This is a genomic window from Rothia sp. P7181 (assembly GCF_048513015.1).
Classification (GTDB): Bacteria; Actinomycetota; Actinomycetes; order Actinomycetales; family Micrococcaceae; genus Rothia.
Genome location: NZ_JBLXXZ010000011.1, coordinates 23,260 through 42,776 on the forward strand (window position 1 = coordinate 23,260; position 19,517 = coordinate 42,776).

Annotated in this window: 17 protein-coding genes; 15 read left to right on the top strand and 2 right to left on the bottom strand. The window is 46.5% G+C overall.

Features of this window, described 5'->3' with window-relative positions; genetic code table 11:
- Window positions 1–252: 252 nt before the first annotated feature.
- Window positions 253–1,539 (bottom strand): DUF349 domain-containing protein, encoded by a 1,287-nt coding sequence (locus tag ACN08Z_RS06465; RefSeq protein WP_419103738.1) that lies wholly within the window; start codon window positions 1,537–1,539, stop codon window positions 253–255.
- 305 nt (window positions 1,540–1,844) lie between these two features.
- Between ACN08Z_RS06465 and hisS the strand changes: the two genes are divergently transcribed.
- The 3 genes from hisS to ACN08Z_RS06480 all read left to right on the top strand — a co-directional run bounded on the left by hisS (window position 1,845) and on the right by ACN08Z_RS06480 (window position 6,078).
- Entirely contained in the window at window positions 1,845–3,209 is a 1,365-nt protein-coding gene (gene hisS, locus ACN08Z_RS06470; protein WP_419103739.1) for a histidine--tRNA ligase, read from the top strand.
- A gap of 162 nt (window positions 3,210–3,371) precedes the next feature.
- Window positions 3,372–5,141 carry an aspartate--tRNA ligase gene (aspS, locus tag ACN08Z_RS06475; RefSeq protein WP_419103778.1) on the top strand — a complete coding sequence of 590 codons (1,770 nt, stop codon included), beginning with the start codon at window positions 3,372–3,374 and terminating at the stop codon, window positions 5,139–5,141.
- A 175-nt stretch (window positions 5,142–5,316) separates the two neighbouring features.
- Window positions 5,317–6,078: a siderophore-interacting protein gene (locus ACN08Z_RS06480; protein ID WP_419103740.1), complete on the top strand. Its 762-nt coding sequence runs from the start codon at window positions 5,317–5,319 to the stop codon at window positions 6,076–6,078.
- A gap of 16 nt (window positions 6,079–6,094) precedes the next feature.
- Here ACN08Z_RS06480 and ACN08Z_RS06485 read toward each other — a convergent pair whose 3' ends face one another.
- Window positions 6,095–6,958 (bottom strand): GIY-YIG nuclease family protein, encoded by an 864-nt coding sequence (locus ACN08Z_RS06485; protein ID WP_419103741.1) that lies wholly within the window; start codon window positions 6,956–6,958, stop codon window positions 6,095–6,097.
- A 109-nt stretch (window positions 6,959–7,067) separates the two neighbouring features.
- Here ACN08Z_RS06485 and dtd point away from each other — a divergent pair, with 109 nt between their 5' ends.
- From dtd to aroB, 12 genes are all read left to right on the top strand, one after another.
- A complete protein-coding gene (dtd, locus tag ACN08Z_RS06490; protein WP_419103742.1) occupies window positions 7,068–7,502 on the top strand; it encodes a D-aminoacyl-tRNA deacylase in 435 nt (144 codons plus the stop codon).
- Between the two features lie 39 nt (window positions 7,503–7,541).
- The gene (locus ACN08Z_RS06495) at window positions 7,542–8,984 is read left to right on the top strand and encodes a replication-associated recombination protein A (protein ID WP_419103743.1); all 1,443 of its coding nucleotides are present in this window, start codon (window positions 7,542–7,544) and stop codon (window positions 8,982–8,984) included.
- A gap of 253 nt (window positions 8,985–9,237) precedes the next feature.
- Complete coding sequence (rpsD, locus tag ACN08Z_RS06500; RefSeq protein WP_419103744.1) at window positions 9,238–9,870, top strand: 30S ribosomal protein S4; 633 nt, start codon at window positions 9,238–9,240, stop codon at window positions 9,868–9,870.
- A 249-nt stretch (window positions 9,871–10,119) separates the two neighbouring features.
- Window positions 10,120–10,503: a DUF948 domain-containing protein gene (locus tag ACN08Z_RS06505; RefSeq protein WP_419103745.1), complete on the top strand. Its 384-nt coding sequence runs from the start codon at window positions 10,120–10,122 to the stop codon at window positions 10,501–10,503.
- Window positions 10,503–10,964 (top strand): hypothetical protein, encoded by a 462-nt coding sequence (locus tag ACN08Z_RS06510; RefSeq protein ID WP_419103746.1) that lies wholly within the window; start codon window positions 10,503–10,505, stop codon window positions 10,962–10,964. The genes ACN08Z_RS06505 and ACN08Z_RS06510 overlap by 1 nt, the downstream gene beginning before the upstream one ends.
- 75 nt (window positions 10,965–11,039) lie before the next feature.
- On the top strand, window positions 11,040–13,724 hold the full coding sequence (alaS, locus tag ACN08Z_RS06515) for an alanine--tRNA ligase (protein WP_419103747.1): 2,685 nt from the start codon (window positions 11,040–11,042) through the stop codon (window positions 13,722–13,724).
- Window positions 13,725–13,727: 3 nt separating this feature from the next.
- Window positions 13,728–14,282 carry a Holliday junction resolvase RuvX gene (gene ruvX / locus ACN08Z_RS06520; protein WP_419103748.1) on the top strand — a complete coding sequence of 185 codons (555 nt, stop codon included), beginning with the start codon at window positions 13,728–13,730 and terminating at the stop codon, window positions 14,280–14,282.
- Complete coding sequence (gene mltG, locus ACN08Z_RS06525) at window positions 14,272–15,495, top strand: endolytic transglycosylase MltG (RefSeq protein WP_419103749.1); 1,224 nt, start codon at window positions 14,272–14,274, stop codon at window positions 15,493–15,495. Before ruvX ends, mltG begins: the two co-directional genes overlap by 11 nt.
- The gene (locus ACN08Z_RS06530) at window positions 15,476–16,429 is read left to right on the top strand and encodes a shikimate dehydrogenase family protein (RefSeq protein WP_419103750.1); all 954 of its coding nucleotides are present in this window, start codon (window positions 15,476–15,478) and stop codon (window positions 16,427–16,429) included. Before mltG ends, ACN08Z_RS06530 begins: the two co-directional genes overlap by 20 nt.
- Window positions 16,430–16,543: 114 nt before the next feature.
- The gene (gene aroC / locus ACN08Z_RS06535) at window positions 16,544–17,758 is read left to right on the top strand and encodes a chorismate synthase (protein ID WP_419103751.1); all 1,215 of its coding nucleotides are present in this window, start codon (window positions 16,544–16,546) and stop codon (window positions 17,756–17,758) included.
- Between the two features lie 6 nt (window positions 17,759–17,764).
- Complete coding sequence (locus ACN08Z_RS06540; protein WP_419103752.1) at window positions 17,765–18,388, top strand: shikimate kinase; 624 nt, start codon at window positions 17,765–17,767, stop codon at window positions 18,386–18,388.
- Window positions 18,385–19,488, top strand: a complete 1,104-nt coding sequence (aroB, locus tag ACN08Z_RS06545; RefSeq protein ID WP_419103753.1) for a 3-dehydroquinate synthase — start codon at window positions 18,385–18,387, stop codon at window positions 19,486–19,488. Before ACN08Z_RS06540 ends, aroB begins: the two co-directional genes overlap by 4 nt.
- Window positions 19,489–19,517 lie beyond the last annotated feature (29 nt).

Below are 19,517 nucleotides of genomic sequence, written 5' to 3' on the forward strand. Positions count from 1 at the left end.
TATTTGTGGATATCTTCTTGTCTGCCTATATTAATCTGAATTTTTTCTACCCTCGGATTGCGGCTCGAGCGATACACGGACTACGGTTCACTAAATTATTAATTTTGGTAGCTAAGCAACCAATACGTCCGAAACTTCGCACAGAAAAGGCTCCCCAGTAAAAACATCAGGGGAGCCTTTTCCGTGAGGGGTTTCAGTATAGGTTTTTTGAGCGTGCCAGTTGCTCATGATCTCCTTACCGAAAACAATTTTTTAGGCGTTAAAATCTGCAGAAGACGCCTGAAGCGTGCTCAACCATGTACGACGTGCATCGAGAGCTTCTTGAGCTTTTTTAATCTTCTGAGCATTGCCTGTTGCTTCCGCCTTCTTGAGGTCTTCTTCAAGGCCTGCTATGGAGTCCTCTAGCTGAGCAAGCATGGAGTTTGCGCGGGCTTTCTTCTCAGGATCGCTCTTAGACCACTTAGCATGTTCTGCATTGTAGATAGTGTCCTGAACCTTCTTAAGTTCGCCTTCAACGCGACGTACTGCATGACGAGGTACACGACCGGCTGCATCCCAACGGTCTGCAATAGCTTCAAACTGAGCTTTTGCAGCTTTCACATCAGTCACCGGTAAAATGGCTCGTGCTTCTTCTAGAAGTTTTTCTTTGACTTCAAGGTTAGCCTCAAACTCTTTATCTAGCTCTGCATGAGCTACTTTACGAGCTTCAAAGAAACGATCTTGTGCGGCACGGAAACGAGTCCAAAGAGCGTCATCTTCACGACGTGAAGCACGAGGAGCGCTCTTCCAACGGTCCATGAGGTCACGGTATTTTGTTGCTGTTGCTGCCCAATCGGTAGAAGTAGAAAGTTCTTCTGCCTCTGCGATGAGCGCTTCTTTAATCCGTTTAGCTTTGGCATTCGCCTCATCGAGAGAGGAAAAATGTGCGCGACGGTGCTTATCAAAAGTTGTGCGAGCAGAACGGAAACGAGTCCACAAACTATCTTCTACACTCTTAGGTAGGTGGTGAGTGCGCTGAGTGGTTTTCCACGCGTCAAATAGTTCGTTCATGCGAGCATGAGAGTTTTTCCAGTGGGTTTTCTCAATGTCTTGAGAAGCAATGGACTCTGCTTCGCTCACGATTTCTTCACGAGCTTTAAGGGCTGCTTCGCGTGCTGCTGCTTGTTCTTCTTTTTCAATGACTGCACGTTCAGCAATTTTTCCGGTGATAGCAATGAGACGTTGCTGTAGGTCTGCATAATCGCCAACCATGTTGCGAATAGCAACCTGAGCACCGAGCTGTTCTACAGATTTCTGTAAATCAGCAACAGCCGCGCCATGCTCAACGCGTGCTTCAAGAAGTGAAATCTGAGCTTGGATATTTTCAAACTTACGAGCAAAATATGCGAGGGCTTCGTCGGGGGTAGCTTCTGGAAGCTGGCCGACAGCGTATTCTTCTCCCTCGACAATGACAAAAACGTGTCCGTCGTCGGATACTCTGCCAAACTGGCGTGCTTTATCGAGGTCTACTGGGGTGTTGTCGTCGGATTGTGTGGTCACCGCTATAACTCTTTCACATGAGGCGCACAAGCGCGTTAAACAAACAAAAGCCGCATTCTTCGGCTAGTTCCTCTGCGTATCAGAGGCTCAATTCGCCGTGAATGCGTACATCTTTAGAATACCTTTAGCTTTAAAAACTAGCAACGCAACACGTGAGAAAACCTCTATGAGAATGAGTTTCAAACTACATTTTATGTAGATGACTCCTGTTGATGTTGGGTGATAGCAAAACAACCGAGTACCCTAGAGTAAAGAACTAATAAACACCATCCGGCTTCATCTAGTCGTATATATAGGAGTAACACATGGCTCGTAAGGCTTCGCTATCTGGTTTTCCCGAATTTCTTCCCGAGGAACGCCTGGTAGAGAATCACGTATTGGATACTCTCCGTACCACCTTCGAGCTTCATGGATTCTCACCTATTGAGACTCGTTCGGTGGAGACAGTAGAGCAGCTACTGCGTAAAGGCGAAATCGATAAAGAAGTTTATGGTATCTCTCGACTACTTGACGAAGACGCCGCACACAACAGCACCAAAAAAGACAAAGAAAAACTAGCTCTTCACTTTGATCTCACCGTACCTTTTGCACGATACGTTGTAGAGAACGCCGGATACCTCAACTTTCCTTTTATGCGCTACCAAATGCAGAAAGTATGGCGAGGAGAGCGACCTCAAGATGGTCGTTTCCGTGAATTTACCCAAGCTGACGTAGACGTTGTAGGCGATGGAACATTGCCTTTCCGCTACGACGTAGAACTTGCTCTAGTCGTCGTAGACGCACTTTCACAACTGAACATTGGTGACTTTAAGCTACGCGTCAATAACCGAAAACTCTCTGAAGGTTTCTACCGTGGAATTGGGCTCGACGACACGGCAGGGGTGCTCCGCTCCATCGATAAACTCGAAAAAATTGGGGCAGAGGCAGTAGCGCAACTTCTCAAAGATGAGCTCGGAGCCAGTGACGAACAAGCACAAGCAGCTCTATCATTAGCTCAAATCAGCGCCGAAGATACCTCGTTTGTTAAACAAGTACGCGCTTTAGGTGTTGAACATGAACTTCTTGAAGAAGGCCTTGCCGAACTAGAACAAGTTGTTGGTGAAGCAACTAAACGTGCCCCTGGGCGTGTTATTGCAGACCTGTCAATTGCTCGCGGTTTAGATTACTACACTGGAACCGTCTATGAGACAGTTCTTGTTGGACACGAAAAACTTGGTTCAATCTGCTCTGGAGGTCGCTACGAATCACTAGCTTCTAACGGTAAGAGAACCTTCCCCGGTGTGGGTCTTTCTATCGGGGTAACCCGCCTTGTCTCACGTATCATTGCAGAGCGCATGGCAGAACCAACTCGTAAAGTTCCTTCTGCCGTATTGATTGCTCTAACACATGAAGACATGTGGTCTGAAGCGCAAGACGTTGCCGTGGCATTACGCTCAAGAGGTATCGCTTGCGAAGTTTCTGCACAAGCAACCAAATTTGGTAAACAAATTAAATATGCAGAAAAACGTGGCATTCCTTTTGTCTGGTTTACATATGAGACAGAAGACGGTGGCTTGACTCATGAGGTAAAAGACATTCGTTCCGGAGAACAACTCCCAGTGAATCCTGCACAATGGATGCCATCAGTCGAAGACCTCACTGTGCGTGTAGTAGCCACAGAGAACTCCTAAAAGATGAAGAACCTCATATGAGTTCTTGAGTGAAAAAACAACTCTTTGAATATTTTTCAGTTCTTCATTCGCTGAGGAATATTAAGATTATGATTAGAATGACTATCACATTTTCGTGAACATACCACCTGAAGATAGGTGGTACCCGTGGAAAGGAATCGAGTGCTACGCACACACACCCTCGGCGAACTAACCGCCGAACACATTGGACAGACTGTCACATTAACCGGATGGGTAGCCCGCCGTCGCGACCACGGCGGTGTCGCGTTCGTTGATTTACGTGACCGTGAGGGCGTCACACAGTGCGTTTTCCACGATGAACAAGACTTTGAGCACCTTCGCAATGAGTACGTTCTTAAAGTTGTTGGTGAAGTAACCCGCCGTCCAGAAGGTAACGAAAATCCTCAACTAACAACCGGTGAGATTGAAGTTGAGGTTAAAGAAACTGAGGTGCTCAATACTGCTGCACCGCTACCATTCCAAATTGACGAACACGTAGAAGTTGGTGAAGAAGCTCGCCTCAAGTACCGTTACCTTGACTTGCGTCGTCCAGAACCAGCACGCCTAATGCGTCTACGTTCTGAAGCAAACCGTGTTGCACGTAATGTTCTTGCAGAAGATGGGTTCACTGAAGTTGAGACGCCTACTCTAACTCGTTCCACCCCCGAAGGTGCACGAGACTTCCTTGTTCCTGCTCGTCTAGCACCTGGCTCTTGGTATGCACTTCCTCAATCTCCTCAGCTTTTCAAACAGCTCCTACAGGTAGGTGGCATTGAAAAGTATTACCAGATTGCTCGTTGCTACCGTGACGAGGACTTCCGTGCAGACCGTCAACCCGAGTTTACTCAGCTTGATATTGAAGCCTCTTTCGTTGATCAAGAAGATATTATCGATCTTGGTGAACGCATTGTTGAGGCGGTATGGAACCTTATCGACGTCAAAGTTCCACGCCCAATTGAACGTATTACGTTCAAAGACGCTATGGAAAAATACGGTTCAGATAAACCTGATTTACGTTTCGGTTTGGAGCTAACAGAACTAACAGACTACTTTAAAGACACAACTTTCCGGGTCTTTAAGGCTCCTTATGTTGGCACTGTTGTTATGCCTGGTGGTGCTTCCCAGCCCCGCCGCACTCTTGACGCATGGCAAGAGTGGGCTAAACAGCGCGGTGCAAAGGGACTAGCTTATGTCCTAATTCAAGAAGACGGTGAGCTTACTGGCCCTGTTGCAAAGAACATCACTGAAGCTGAACGTGCTGGTCTGGCAGAAGCTACCGGCGCTAATCCTGGCGATTGTATCTTCTTCGCTGCAGGTGAAGCTAAAGCTTCTCGCGCGTTGCTTGGTGCTGCGCGTGTTGAAATTGGGCATCGAACTGGTCTGATTAAAGATGGTGAATGGTCCTTTGTTTGGGTTGTTGATGCACCCATGTTCGAACCAGCCGCAGACGCTACAGCATCTGGCGATGTGGCATTGGGCAACTCTTCGTGGACTGCAGTGCATCACGCCTTTACCTCACCTAAACCTGAGTTCTTAGAAAACTTTGATCAGAATCCCGGTGAAGCTCTTGCCTACGCATACGACATCGTATGTAACGGTAACGAAATTGGTGGTGGATCTATCCGTATTCACCAGCGTGATGTTCAAGAACGCGTCTTTGCCGTGATGGGTATCGGGGAAGAAGAAGCCCGAGAAAAGTTTGGGTTCCTTCTTGATGCGTTCTCCTTCGGTGCCCCTCCTATGGGCGGTATCGCTTTTGGTTGGGATCGTGTTCTGCAACTTTTGGGTGGCACTGATTCCATCCGTGATGTTATTGCGTTCCCGAAGACTGGCAATGGTTTTGACCCGCTAACGGCCGCGCCTGCACCAATTACTGCACAACAGCGTAAAGAAGCTGGTGTTGATGCAAAACCTAAAAAAGACGAAAAATAATCTTTGACTCTTTACCTCTGAGATAAAAGGTTTGGGGTGCAACATATGTTGCACCCCAAACCTTTTTCGTATCTGATACCCATAGATAAAAATAAGGTTTACCTAACTTTTAGTCTTCTTCTCTGGCATACTGGACTCATTAGCTTTCGTTGATAATTAGAAGAAGGGGTATCTCATGGGACGCGGTATATGCGGTGCGCTTCTAAAAGTTTTGCGTGCAGGAGATTATTCATGTACGGTACGTCGCATCTGGCAGCACAGCCCAAGTATGCTCGCATTACGAGTTAGCTCCCCAGAATTTGTTCAAGAAGTTCACCCCGTACAGGGAGAGTATCTTCGGTGTTGGTTTCCCTCTTTAGAGAACCCGAATAGAGAGGAAATGCGAGGATATACCATTACTGAGGTGGATGAACAGACAGGGGAGTTTACCTTATTCTTTCTTCTCCACACACCATATGGTCCGGGTAGTTATTGGGCTACTCATGCCGAAGTTGGTGACACCTTTGAGTTTTCCTATTATGGGTCACACCCTTTTGAAGTGCCGTCTAAGATACCTCAAGGTTTTGTCTTTATTGGTGACGCTGCAGGTATTCCTTATATTAATTCGGTGATTGAGGTTTTAGAGGGACGTTTTCCAATACAGATTTGGTTATCTCGGTGGCATGAAAGCGATGAAAGCATCCCGTTATGCTCTGGAGAAAATATTACGGTACATTGGATTGAACCTACCCCAGAAGCAATGCTGGAGAAAACAAAAAGCTGGGATTGGGAAGGGTGGTTCCCTCATCTTGTCTGTGAGGCTAAAGTTCTTTTGCCCACCCGAAGATATCTTCTTAAAGAGACTTCAGTTTCTAAAACTTTTATGCATTCTCACGCCTATTGGGTCAAAGGTCGTGCGATGGGAACTACGCGAGATATTCGAGAAGTAGAAAATTAGCCTTTTTATCTCGGCTTTACAGGTCTTTGAGAGGTGTGCCATCAACAGTTTTCCAAGCTCGGTTTCCACTGATGGACGCGCCTACGACAAATTCAGCAGCACCTGATGGGCTGGAGAAAAGAATATCTTCAGTAAGTTTTCCTTCACAGATATGTGCGCGGTGACGTTCACGTTGCTGAAAAACTCTTGGTGGGCAAGTTCGGGTAGTTTCAGAGCGAATTTGTGAATTACGAAAGACTACAAAACCTTCAGACGTTTGCTGTCCGGTAGCAACAGCACCCCTTTCCTTCAACTCAAGGACAGGTGCTTTCTGTTTTTGTGTCTCTTCTTGTGGAGTATCTCTCGGACGAACAAGTGGTTCAAAAACAAAGAATCCTAAAGAGCCCATTACCAATTCTGCGTAACTAATGAATTCCTCCAGCTCAGCTTGCTTTTCTTCAGTGATGTTCCCTCGACTAGGAAGATTCCCGTTCTTTACATGGTATCGACGAGCGTCCTTTGCTATCTGTGTAAAACGATGTTCTAAATATGATATTTCCGTTGGCCCGAAAGAATTATTGGAAGTTGTCATCACAACAGCCTGATTAAAGTAGTCCTTATTAGCATCATGGCAGTGTTCTTCTATACGACCTAAAACACCTCTACCGTTTTGACGAGTCCCAGCCTGTCCTACGTATACAGAACCTTGCCCGTCCGATTCATCTATACCAAAAAGAAAATAAACACCAGTTTGTTCAAGTGCCGGAATATCTTGTGCACCGCGGATAAAAGTACGAGGTATTTTATAAACTAACCCTGTCCAATTTGCGAGGGTGCTTTTAACACGACCGTCAACGACCCCATCCATGAGGAATAGCTGGATTGTTTTCGGTGACGGCATATTGTTCATCCTTAGAATTTGAGTACGAAAGAATGCTTTAACGATAGTCTAAAAAGGTTTAAAATAACATGTAACAATTCAATACTCTCACAAGAGAGGATAAATCTTTATGAAAGTCGTGATTCAACGTGTACAACAGGCTGAGGTCTGTGTAGGTGGACAACAAGTTGGTGCTATCGACCGTGCGGGGTTACTAGTTTTAGTTGGTATCACTCACACTGATACCCCTGAGATTGTCAAAAAACTTGCGGAGAAAACATGGAAATTGCGTCTTCTCGAGGGTGAAAAAAGCTGTTCAGATATTGGGGCACCCATTTTAGCTGTGTCGCAGTTTACCTTATATGCAGATTCTCGCCGTGGACGCCGTCCTTCGTGGTCAGCTGCTGCTAGACAAGAACTGGCAGAGCCTCTATTTAATAGTTGCGTTCAGTATCTTGAAGAATTAGGTGCAGAAGTCTCTCAAGGAATATTCGGTGCTGACATGCAAGTTAGCCTCATCAATGATGGTCCTGTAACTATTATTCTTGATAGTGATGAGCTATAAAAGTCCTTCCGCAATGGTGGGGAAGGGTAGGATAGCAACGTGACAGATTCTCTTTTTACCCTTGATGATGGCAACGAAAAACCTGCTCCTGAAGCGAGTCGATCTTTTACTCAGGCACCTTTGGCAGTGCGGATGCGCCCACGTACCTTAGATGAGGTGATTGGACAGAAGCAACTTCTTCATCAGGGCGCACCTTTGAGGATTTTAGCGGGAGAGTCAGCTGGACCAGCTGGGCCCCAGTCTGTCATTTTATGGGGCCCTCCAGGTACGGGAAAAACTACTCTAGCGCATGTTATTGCTAGGGGTAGTGGGCGAAAATTTGTTGAACTTTCTGCAATAACAGCTGGTGTTAAAGACGTTCGTCAGGTCATGGAACAAGCTCTATTAGATCGTGACATGTATGGAACAACTACCGTATTATTCCTAGACGAGATTCATCGGTTCTCTAAGGCCCAGCAAGATGCTTTACTTCCTGGCGTTGAGAACCGTTGGGTTGTTCTCGTTGCTGCAACTACGGAGAATCCGTCCTTTTCTATTATTTCTCCGCTGGTGTCACGGTCTTTAGTGCTCACTTTAGAATCTTTACAAGACGATGATATTCGTCAACTATTACTTCGAGCAGTTGAAGATTCTCGCGGTTTCGCTGGAAACGTCCAGATATCAGAACATGCACTTGAACATTTTGTCGCTTTGTCAAAAGGTGACGCTCGTAAAGCGTTAACTGCCTTAGAAGCAGCTGTAGCTACCGCTTATGGGCAAGAAAAACTATCTCTTAAAGAAGTGATAGAAGAATCTGAAAGTTCACGCCCTATCGTGGTTTCTTTAGAACATGCTGAAGAGGCGTTGAACCAAGCATCTATTCGATATGACCGTAATGGTGATCAACATTATGACGTCATTAGTGCCTTCATTAAGTCTATTCGTGGTTCAGATGTTGATGCCGCATTGCATTATCTTGCAAGGATGATTACGGCGGGGGAAGATCCTCGTTTTATTGCCCGTCGTTTAGTCGTACACGCTAGTGAAGATATTGGCATGGCAGATCCTACCGCTTTAACTACTGCAGTGAATGCCGCACAGGCTGTGCAACTAGTTGGTATGCCAGAGGCTCGTCTTAATCTTGCTCAAGCAACTATTCACCTTGCGACAGCACCTAAATCTAATGCTGTGATTGCTAGTATCTCTCAGGCGCTAGGGGACGTGAAAGCCGGTAAAGGTGGAGCCGTTCCTGTGCACCTTCGTGACAGCCATTATCCTGGGGCAGCTGAAATGGGTCATGGGCGTGATTATATTTACCCTCATAGTGTTCCTTTTGCTGTAGCCGAACAACAATATCTGCCAGATGATTTAGTAGGTCGGAAATATTACCACCCCACTGAGTATGGTGAGGAAAAGAATATTGCTCGTCGTTTGAGAGCTATTGTAAAAATTTTACGAGGGTCTTCATCTAGTGAAGCCACACGGAAAAATCATGAAAAATAGGTGTGAAAAAATACACCTAAGATGTGTAGGTGTTTATGCACATGTGAGGTAAGGTAGAACCGTGGTTGGCAAGCCTATCTAAAACGCACATTTCGATGTGATCACCAAATAGGTTGCAGTGTCTGAAGTGCGGCTGCTTCACACTCTCCACCGCATAAAATCGTGTGCGGATATTTTGGAGGCCAATCCATCAGAACAAATGGTCGGCACACTAGCTGTTTTGTGTGCTACCAACCGCTATGAAAGGTAAATTGTGGCTAAAAATAACCGCACCCGCCGTACCGTGCGTCATTCTCGTGCTCTTGGTATTGCGCTGACTCCTAAGGCAGAAAAGTACTTCGAACGTCGTCCTTACAGCCCCGGTCAGCATGGTCGTAACCGTCGTAAGGCTGATTCCAACTACGCAACCCACCTTCGCGAGAAGCAGCGTCTACGCGCTCAGTACAACATTCGTGAAGCTCAGATGCGTCGCGTATACCTCGAAGCTAAGCGCGTTGAAGGCCAGACCGGTAAGAACATGGTCGAGATTCTTGAAACTCGCCTTGACGCACTCGTTTTGCGTTCCGGTTTTGCACGCACCATTGCTCAGGCACGTCAGCTTGTAGTTCACCGCCACATTATGGTTGATGGTGTTCGTGTTGACCGTCCTTCCTTCCGTGTGAAGCCAGGTCAGCTCATCCACGTTCACCCTAAATCTGAAAAGATGGCTCCTTTCCAGGTAGCTGCTACCGGTGCACACAAAGATGTTTTGCCTGATACTCCGGCATACCTCAACGTTGAGATTGAGAAGCTCCACGCTAAGCTCGATCGTCTACCTAAGCGTGAAGAGATTCCGGTCATCTGCGAAGAGCAGCTTGTCGTTGAATACTACTCACGTTTGGCATAAGCATACGTTCGTACAGCCCGTGCTCTTTCCATCACTGGAAGAGGGCACGGGTTGTCCGTTTTAATGCGTCAGTTTTTGATTCAACCGTCGTTTTCTGCGGTTAATGTGTGCTCCGAAAAAGATGAGAAAATACGATAACCCGAAAATAAATCGTCTGTATCTTATTCCATGCAGTAGTATTGTTATCAATTCGTGTTCTTAATTTCTGATATTGAGGCGCACATCGTACACACGAGGAAAGAAGGATCTATGAGCGGTGGAGACATTGCCGGGCTTATCGCTGCGGCAGTATTTGCAATACTTGTAGCGCTTCTAGCCTTACCCATCATTAAATTAGGGAAAGTTTTTGACGAACTAGTAGTAACGATTCGTTCTCTCAACGGAGAAACCACTCCTTTAATTAGGGAAGTGACGAAAACTGTTACAACCACCAATACCCAATTAGAAAAAGTAGACGACATTACCAATAACGTTTCTGACGCTTCAGCTAACGTGTCTGCTCTTTCCTCGTTGGTGACATCAACGGTTGGGCAACCTCTTATTAAGGTTGCGTCATTCTCTTATGGTGTACGTAAAGCTATGCGTTCAGATAAACAAAACACACCACCTGCAACACCGAAGGAGCGTCCATAATGGGGTTCTGGAAAAGTGCGGCATTATTAGCTGGTGGGGCAGTAGCTGGTTATCTGGCGCAGCGTATCAACCAAACAACAGACGTGAGCCAAGCATTGGCACAACGAACTTCATCAGAGTTATCTTCAGCTTCTGGACGGAAGGCTCAAGTGGCACGCTTCTTTGATTCTCCGTGGGGGCAACCTCTTCAAAAGGTTGTACTAAAAGCAACTCAATTTGCTGCTCAAGTAAAAAGCGGGATGCAAGAACACGAAGCTCAGCTACAACAAAGATTTCAAGAACAAAAGAATGAGGCTCGCCCCGGTTCTTTAGACACATGGGCAGTACCTGAGAACTCTGACAGTGCTGAACTAACACCGCATAATACGCCTTCGCCACTGGCCGGCACGGAACGTAGAGTTCAACGTGACCGTCAGCTAGGTGAAGACTTTTTTGAAGGTCATACTTCTAGCGGGTCTTAAACGTTATCGGCTCTAGTAGCCTTTTATACATTTTTAGAACATTTATTCATCATCATAGGTTAGGAATATAGCTTCATGCTTTCACAGGAAATATCAAAGCGATGGCTTGAATTCTTTAAAGAACGCGGTCACACAGTCGTTCCCTCCGCCTCGCTTGTTTCCAACGAGCCAGGTGCAATGTTTACCATCGCCGGTATGGTTCCTTTTATTCCTTATTTCTTGGGTCGTGAAGTTCCTCCTTATCGTCGAGCAACTTCCGTACAGAAATGTATCCGCACCCTCGATATTGAAGAAGTAGGTAAAACAGCTCGCCACGGAACGTTCTTCCAGATGGCTGGCAACTTTTCTTTCGGCGACTACTTCAAAAAAGAGGTGATCCCTTGGGCGTGGGAACTTCTTACTACCTCTGTTGAAAAAGGCGGGTTTGGTCTTGACCCAGAACGTCTTTGGGTGACCGTCTATGAAGGCGATGATGAGGCCTACGAGCTATGGACGAAGACCGTCGGGCTACCTGCCGAACGCGTACAGCGTATGGGTATGAAAGAAAATTATTGGTCTACCGGACAGCCTGGCCCTGCTGGTCCTGACTCTGAAATCTTCTATGACCGTGGGCCTGCCTACGGTAAAGATGGTGGCCCTGCTGTTGACGATAATCGCTACATTGAAATCTGGAACCTTGTGTTCATGCAATACCAGCGTGGTGAAGGTACTGGAAAAGATAGCTTTGAAATTCTTGGGGATCTACCCGAGAAGAATATTGATACGGGTCTAGGCGTTGAACGTCTTGCAATGCTATTACAAGGCGTTGAAAACTTCTACGAAACCGATCAGGTTCGTCCGGTACTTGATGCTGCAGCAAAACTATCAGGCAAGACATACCACGGTTCTGAAACAGCTCAAGATGAAGGATATGAAGATGACGTTCGGATGCGTGTTGTTGCAGACCATATCCGTTCTTCACTGATGCTCATTGCTGATGGCGTGACCCCCTCTAACGAAGGTCGTGGATATATTCTCCGCCGCCTGATGCGTCGCGCTATTCGAGCTATGCGACTTTTAGGTGTTACTGAGCCATGCTTGCCAGTGCTATTCCCAGCTTCTCGCGATGCAATGGGTGGCGCATTCCCCGTCGTGCTTGAAGACTTTGAGCGTATTTCACGTATTGCGTATGCGGAAGAAAAAGCATTCTTAAGAACTATTGAGTCAGGTACTGAACGTCTCGAAGAAGCTGTTAAAGAAGCTAAAAAGGGAAGCTCTATTGTTTCTGGAACTGAAGCTTTCACTTTGCATGACACCTATGGTTTCCCCATCGACTTGACGCTAGAAATGGCTGAAGAAGCTGGAGTAAAAGTCGACGAAAAAGCTTTCCGTGAGCTCATGGAAGAGCAACGTACTCGCGCCCAAAAAGATGCTAAAGCCAAAAAGGGTGCTTTCGCAGATCTTTCTGCATTACGTGAACTTGCTAATGAACGCGGCTCCGTATTTACCGGTTATGAAGAGCTCAAAACACAGACTGTCTTACGCGCTATTTTGGTTAATGGTGTTACTGTTCCTGTTGCTCAGGCAGGGGACCGCATTGAAATCGTTTTGGATGAGACTCCTTTCTACGCTGAAGCAGGTGGTCAGGCAGCTGATACCGGAGTGATTAGTGGTAACGGTTTTGTGATTGATATCGATGATGTGCAGCAACCTGTTAAAGGTTTGAGCGTGCATCGTGGTGTTGTTCGTGAAGGCGAAGCTCTAGCTGGTGCTGAAGTTGTTGCACAGGTGAACGAACGTCGCCGTCGCGATGGTGAAAAAGCTCACTCTGGTACACATATTGTGCACGCAGCATTGCACCAAGTGCTTGGAAATGAAGCAACGCAGCGTGGCTCTTTCAATAAAGAAGACTACCTACGTTTCGACTTTGCATGGGGTGAAGGATTATCTGAGTCTGTTCAGCGTGAAGTTGAAGAAGTTGCTAACACCGCAATTCGTGACAACCTACAGACTGTGACACGAGAGATGCCGTTAGATGAGGCGAAGAAACTCGGCGCAATGAGTCTCTTCGGTGAAAAATACGGTGATACCGTACGTGTCGTCGAAATTGGTGGAGATTTCTCTCGTGAACTTTGTGGAGGAACCCACGTGTCATCCTCTGCAGAGATTGGTTCTTTGACATTGCTTTCAGAACAATCTGTTGGTTCTGGTAACCGTCGTGTTGAAGCGCTTGTCGGATATAGCTCCTTTAACCATTTGGCAACAGAACGTACTCTTGTTAACCAGCTGACAGGCATGATGAAAGTACAATCTTCTGCTGAACTTCCAGAACGTCTTTCTCAGACCCTGACAAAACTGAAGAGTGTTGAAAAAGAGCTGGAGAAACTTCGTACTGAAAAACTTCAGGCTGAAGCTGGAAAACTAGTAGAATCAGCAGAACTCATCGGACAAATCCGAGCTCTCGTTCATAATGCTGGTGAACTATCAGTGAATGAGTTACGTAATCTTGCAATGGATTTGCGTCAACGTCTAGGCTCAGAGCCTGCTGTTGTTGCAGTAACAGCTGTTAATAATGGTCGCCCGGTTGTTCTCGTGGCAACTAATGAAGGTGCTCGTGAACACGGCGTTAAAGCTGGAGCTTTGGTTCGTGTTGCTGCAGGCATCCTTGGTGGCGGCGGTGGCGGCAAGGACGATATGGCTCAAGGTGGCGGACAAGACCCAACAAAGGTTGAGGATGCGCTCACCGCTATTCGTTCTGAACTTGCGAAAGTCAGTGCTTAACCTATGACTTTTACACCAGGAGTGCGCATGGGAGTCGACGTGGGTAACGCTCGCGTCGGTCTCTCCCTCTGCGATAGAGATGGAATTCTAGCGACGCCGCTCAAGACTTTACGTCGAGACCTTAAAAAGAACTCTGATCGTAGAGTCTTGCGTACCCTGGTGAAAGTCCACGAAGTTACCGAAATTTTCGTGGGCTTACCTAAGACCATGCGCGGTGGAGAATCATCATCAACGCTTATGGCTCGTTCTTATGCACAAGATCTCGTTACTGAACTTGTAGCAGAAGGATATTCCATTCCTGTATGGTTAGTAGACGAGCGTTTAACGACGGTCAGTGCTCATCGCACTTTGCATGAGGCTGGGGTATCGTCACGAGATTTTAAGACAATGGTGGATCAGGTAGCTGCAGTTAATATCTTGCAGTATTGCCTAGACACACTGAAAGCAGGCAATCATGTTGCTGGATTTTTAGTGGAGCCTCAGACAATAGAATGCGCTGAGGAGATTTCCTCAGCACCACAGACGAAAAACGATATGGAGAACTTGAGTGAGCAATAAAACGAACTCGAGCCGATCGCCGAAACGTTCAGTTCACCGTGATGAGCCAGAGAACCTCAAAATGATTTTGAGCCCCTCTGAAGAAGATGAACGTGAGGGTATCCTCGGATTAGTTGTTGAGCATGATCTGCTCACTCCTGAACAACGGCGTAAAATTCGTCTTCGCAGGCGCAATACCATGCTCAGTGCAGGACTTGTTTTTGCCATTGCCGTGGTCATGATTATCGCAATTATTAGCCCTCAGCTAGGGTGGTTCAAACGCAAAGATTTTAGTGGTTCCGGTAATGGGACAAGCGTGAGCTTCACGGTTGCCCCTGGTGCTTCTACTATTGGTGTAGCAAACCAGCTAGAGAAAATGGGTGTTATTGCTGACGCTGACCGTTTCCTCTCTGTCTACAGTGATATGGGAGAGAAGAAGTATATTCAGCCTGGTGAGTATAACCTTCAAGAAGAGATGAGCAGCCAATCAGCACTTGATGTTCTTCTCCGTTTGAACGAAGCTAATCAAGTGTATATTGCTTTGGCTCAGACTCTTCGTATCGAAGAATCTCTAGATATTATTGCTCAAGCTACTGGTGTTTCACGAGATGAACTCAATAAGTTTAATCAGAACCCTCAGAGTCTTGGCGTTCCTGCTAATTTCCCTTCTCTAGAAGGTTGGATGCATCCTGGTGAATATCGTTTTGACCAGGGAACAGACATCAAAGATATTATGCAAAGCATTGTCGATGAGACGAAGAAAGCATTATCTGATGCTGGTGTAAAGGGCGATGAGCAAGCCTTTTATGTTCTAACGGTAGCTTCCATCGTGGAATTTGAAGGTATTACGCCTGACTATAAGGCTATTGCAGGGGCTATCGAAAACCGTATTAATAACCCTGATGGGGAAACTAGCGGGTACATTCAGTCCGATGCTACGGTTGCTTATGGTCTAGGGAAGAAGACCGTTCACATTACAAATGAGCAAAAGCAAGACCCGTCAAATAAGTACAACACTTTCTATTACAAAGGCCTTCCTGCTGGCCCTATTGGTTCACCGGGTACTAACGCTATTGATGCCGCAGCAAACCCCGATAAGAATGACTACTATTTCTGGGTGACTGTCAATCTTGATACTGGCGAAACAAAGTTTGCTAAGACCTATCGTCAGCATCTGAAGAACGTTGAAGAATACGATAGATGGTGTCGTGAACATGATGGCAAGTGCACCTAAAATAGATGATTCGATGAATACTCGGAAGAAAGCTTTTGTTCTAGGTAACCCTATTGAGCATTCGCTTTCTCCGAGCCTTCATCAGGTTGCCTATGAGCATCTTGGGTATGAGATTGATTATGGTCGTTGGAAAACCTCTATTGAGGAACTTCCAGAACGGTTTTTACCTGCTCTAACCGAAAATGTGGTTGGCTATTCTGTAACGATGCCGCTGAAAAACGCCGTGATTGAGAATCTTCATGAACTGACTGATTTTGCGAAGGTTCTTGATGTTGTCAATACGGTGTATTGGCGAGGTGAAGGTTCTTCTCGACGAGCTATAGGGCATAATACTGATGTTTCGGGCATCGTCAATGCCTTGCACCATGCTGGTGTTCGCGTATCTACAGACGACTCGCCACGGGCTATTCTTGGTGGTGGCGGAACTGCTACCTCTGCATTGATGGCACTGTCCTTTTTGGGTTCTACTGAGGTCGATCTTTATGTGCGTTCTGTAGAGCGCGCGGCAACTGTTCTTCGGCTAGCCGAGAAACTGGAGATACGTCTTAACATCTGTCGTTTTGAAGATTTTGCTTCACAATATTCGGTTTATGAAGCCGTTATCTCAACTTTGCCGGCAGGAGTGGCTGATCAATTTGCCCCAACGCTGGGGTCTTCTTTGAACGGTGTACTTTTCGATGTGAGTTATGACCCGTGGCCTTCTACCATTGCCTCGCGTTGGGAAGATGCTGGGGGAGTTATTGTCTCTGGTTTAGATATGCTACTGTATCAGGCTATCGACCAGATTAAGCTTTTTACAGGTCATGCGTTAGAAGAGACGTTACCTGAACAGCTTCAGATGATGAATGCGATGTGTTCAGCTATTGGGTTGTTACCACGAAATAAGCTACCGCTTAATGTTTATTCGATGGAACATTTTGGTTCTTGTGGTTAACACAGTTTTCATGTGAAGACATCAAAAATTTTATTCAGTTTATTTTCTGGGTACTCTAGTGCTTAGGGAAGAACCTTTTGGTTATCACACTACATATGTAAAGGAAGTCAGAGCATGTTGCGTTGGCTCACAGCCGGTGAATCTCACGGTGAAGCTCTTGTCGGTATTATTGAGGGCGTCCCAGCAGGTGTAGAACTAACCTCGCAGATGGTGCGTGACGCTTTGGCTCGACGTCGTCTCGGTTACGGGCGTGGAGCACGTATGAAGTTTGAAGAGGATCAGGTTCGTATTTTAGGTGGGGTGCGTCATGGTAAAACACTGGGTGGACCTGTTGCTTTAGAGATTGCGAATACGGAATGGCCAAAATGGGTTGATGTGATGAGCGCTGACCCTGTAGATCCTGCACTACTCGAAGGACGCGCACGGAATGCGCCATTGACTCGTCCTCGACCTGGGCACGCTGATTTTACGGGAATGCAGAAATATGATTTTGATGAAGCACGACCTGTTCTAGAAAGAGCTTCCGCACGAGAGACGGCAACTCGTGTAGCTCTCGGTGTTGTTGCTTCTCAGCTTCTCAAAGCTCTAGGAGTGCAGTTGGTAAGTCATACAACAGCTATTGCTGATGTATGCACTCCAGAAGATGCTCCTCGTCCATGCCCTTCTGATGTTGGGGCACTTGATGCTGACCCATTACGTTGTTTTGATTCTGCCACTTCTGCTGCGATGGTTCAGGCTGTAGATATGGCTCATAAAGATGGTGAGACTCTTGGTGGGGTTGTTGAAGTCCTTGCCTACGGTCTTCCTCCTGGGCTTGGTTCTTACGTTCATTGGGACCGTCGTCTTGATGCACGTCTTGCTGCTGCATTAATGGGGATTCAAGCCATTAAGGGTGTCGAAGTTGGAGATGGGTTTTTGACAGCTTCTCGTCCGGGAACTCGTGCGCACGACGAGATAAGCGTGAATGAGTACGGTGTTACTCGTGATTCAAATCGTGCCGGAGGTATCGAAGGTGGTATGAGTATCGGAGACCTCTTGCGAGTTCGTGCTGCGATGAAGCCTATTGCTACAGTCCCTAAAGCGTTGAAAACTATTGATACTTCTACTGGTGAGGTTGCAAAAGCTCACCATCAGCGTTCAGATGTATGCGCGGTACCTGCTGCTGGTGTTGTTGCTGAAGCGATGGTTGCACTGGTTCTTGCTGAAGCTGCTTTAGAGAAGTTTGGTGGGGACTCTGTGACTGAGACTCGACGGAATATGGATGCTTATCTTGCTGCTATTCCGCAGTCTTTGAGCTGGGAGTCGAACGTTGCCGGTTGGGACCGTTAGACGCCTATGTCGAAGCAGCGTCTTTCTCCAGAGCGTGTTAGTGTCTCATCACCGGACCCTCAGCATGTTCGTGAAGTTCAAGAAGAGTTCTTAGATCGCCGTCGGCCAGTAGTTTTTATTGGTCCGATGGCTGCTGGAAAGTCTTATATAGGGATGCACTGTGCCCGTTTTTATGGGTATCAGTTTTTAGACGCAGATCAGCTCATTACCGAACAATATGGATCGATACCAGAAATGTTCGATACTTTAGGAGAAGAATATTTTCGTAAAGTTGAGAGCGAAACTATTTTTCAAGTTCTTGAGTCTCCACAGTATCGCAATAGTATTTTTTCGTTGGGTGGTGGTGCACCCATGAGTGAGCAGGTTGCACAGAAACTCAAAAATGAGTGTGTTATTTATCTGAAGGTGGATGCTGATACTGTTCGCCCACGAATTTTAGGTAATAAGACGCGTCCACTTTTGCAAGGGGATCCTATCCAGCGTTGGAATGATATTTTTCAACTACGCAAAGAACGCTATGAACAGTTAGCAAGCTACACGTTGGATGTTCGGGGGTCTCGTCCTATTTCAGAGATTGCTGCAGAAGTTCAACAATTTATTTTACGTACTCGTGGGGGAGTAACAGCATGAGCAATAATATGGAGCCAACCGTTATTTCGGTTACGGGAGATACCCCGCAAGAAAATTATGATGTTTTTGTTGGACATCATCTTTTAGCTCAGTTACCTGAGATTCTGGGTGCTCAAACTCGCCGTGTGTTGATGATTTATCCGAGGGCTTTGCGTTCTACCGGTGAACTGGTCATGGAAGATTTACGTTCGGCTGGTTATGACTCTTTCAGCGCAGAGATACCTGACGCAGAAGAAGGAAAACATCTTCAAGTAGCAGGTTTTTGCTGGCAGGTGTTAGGGAAGAATGATTTTACTCGTTCTGATGCAATTATCTCTATTGGTGGCGGAGCAGTCAGCGATGTGGCAGGTTTTGTGGCCTCCACCTGGTTGCGTGGTGTGAAGGTTGTTCATATCCCGACAACTTTACTTGGCATGGTCGACGCTGCAATCGGTGGAAAAACAGCGATTAATACTGCTGAGGGAAAGAATTTGGTAGGGACGTTCTACCCTCCGGCAGCTGTTTTATGCGAGTTAGGAACGTTACGGACTTTGCCCGTTCATGAATTATTGACGGGGCTGGCAGAGGTCATTAAATGTGGGTTTATTGCTGATCCTGAGATTCTCGATATTATTGAAGGCAATCCTGATGCTTTACGTGATTCTCAGTCTGCAGTAATTCGTGATTTAATTGAGCGCTCTATCCGTGTTAAAGCTCGTATTGTTTCTGAGGATTTAAAGGAATCTGGCCTTCGAGAATTCCTGAATTATGGCCACACTTTTGGTCATGCTATTGAGCGAGTTGAGCGTTATCAGTGGCGTCATGGTGCGGCAGTTGCGGTAGGCATGGTTTTTGCTGCTGAGTTATCTTTGGCTGCAGGGTATGTTGATGAGTCAGTGGTAGAGCGTACTCGTCGTATCTGTCAGTCGGTGGGTCTTCCGGTGAGTTATCGTGGGGACCGTTGGCAGCAGCTCATTGAGTCGATGCGCCGAGATAAAAAGGCTCGTGGAAATTTGCTTCGTTTCGTCCTTCTTGAGGGGTATGGTTCACCTCGTATTTATGAAGTTCCTGATGATTCTTTGTTGTTTGCAACGTATCAGGAAGTTTCTTCTACCTCGTAGGCTTTATAGACCCTCATCTATATGATGAA

Excerpts from the sequence above, each read along its gene's own strand:
- aroB (WP_419103753.1), top strand. The coding sequence starts at position 18,385 with ATGAGCAATAATATGGAGCCAACCGTTATTTCGGTTACGGGAGATACC.
- ACN08Z_RS06485 (WP_419103741.1), bottom strand. The coding sequence starts at position 6,958 with ATGCCGTCACCGAAAACAATCCAGCTATTCCTCATGGATGGGGTCGTT.
- ACN08Z_RS06505 (WP_419103745.1), top strand. The coding sequence starts at position 10,120 with ATGAGCGGTGGAGACATTGCCGGGCTTATCGCTGCGGCAGTATTTGCA.
- dtd (WP_419103742.1), top strand. The coding sequence starts at position 7,068 with ATGAAAGTCGTGATTCAACGTGTACAACAGGCTGAGGTCTGTGTAGGT.
- ACN08Z_RS06530 (WP_419103750.1), top strand. The coding sequence starts at position 15,476 with ATGATGGCAAGTGCACCTAAAATAGATGATTCGATGAATACTCGGAAG.
- ACN08Z_RS06540 (WP_419103752.1), top strand. The coding sequence starts at position 17,765 with ATGTCGAAGCAGCGTCTTTCTCCAGAGCGTGTTAGTGTCTCATCACCG.
- ACN08Z_RS06480 (WP_419103740.1), top strand. The coding sequence starts at position 5,317 with ATGGGACGCGGTATATGCGGTGCGCTTCTAAAAGTTTTGCGTGCAGGA.
- ACN08Z_RS06510 (WP_419103746.1), top strand. The coding sequence starts at position 10,503 with ATGGGGTTCTGGAAAAGTGCGGCATTATTAGCTGGTGGGGCAGTAGCT.
- aroC (WP_419103751.1), top strand. The coding sequence starts at position 16,544 with ATGTTGCGTTGGCTCACAGCCGGTGAATCTCACGGTGAAGCTCTTGTC.
- hisS (WP_419103739.1), top strand. The coding sequence starts at position 1,845 with ATGGCTCGTAAGGCTTCGCTATCTGGTTTTCCCGAATTTCTTCCCGAG.
- ruvX (WP_419103748.1), top strand. The coding sequence starts at position 13,728 with ATGACTTTTACACCAGGAGTGCGCATGGGAGTCGACGTGGGTAACGCT.
- alaS (WP_419103747.1), top strand. The coding sequence starts at position 11,040 with ATGCTTTCACAGGAAATATCAAAGCGATGGCTTGAATTCTTTAAAGAA.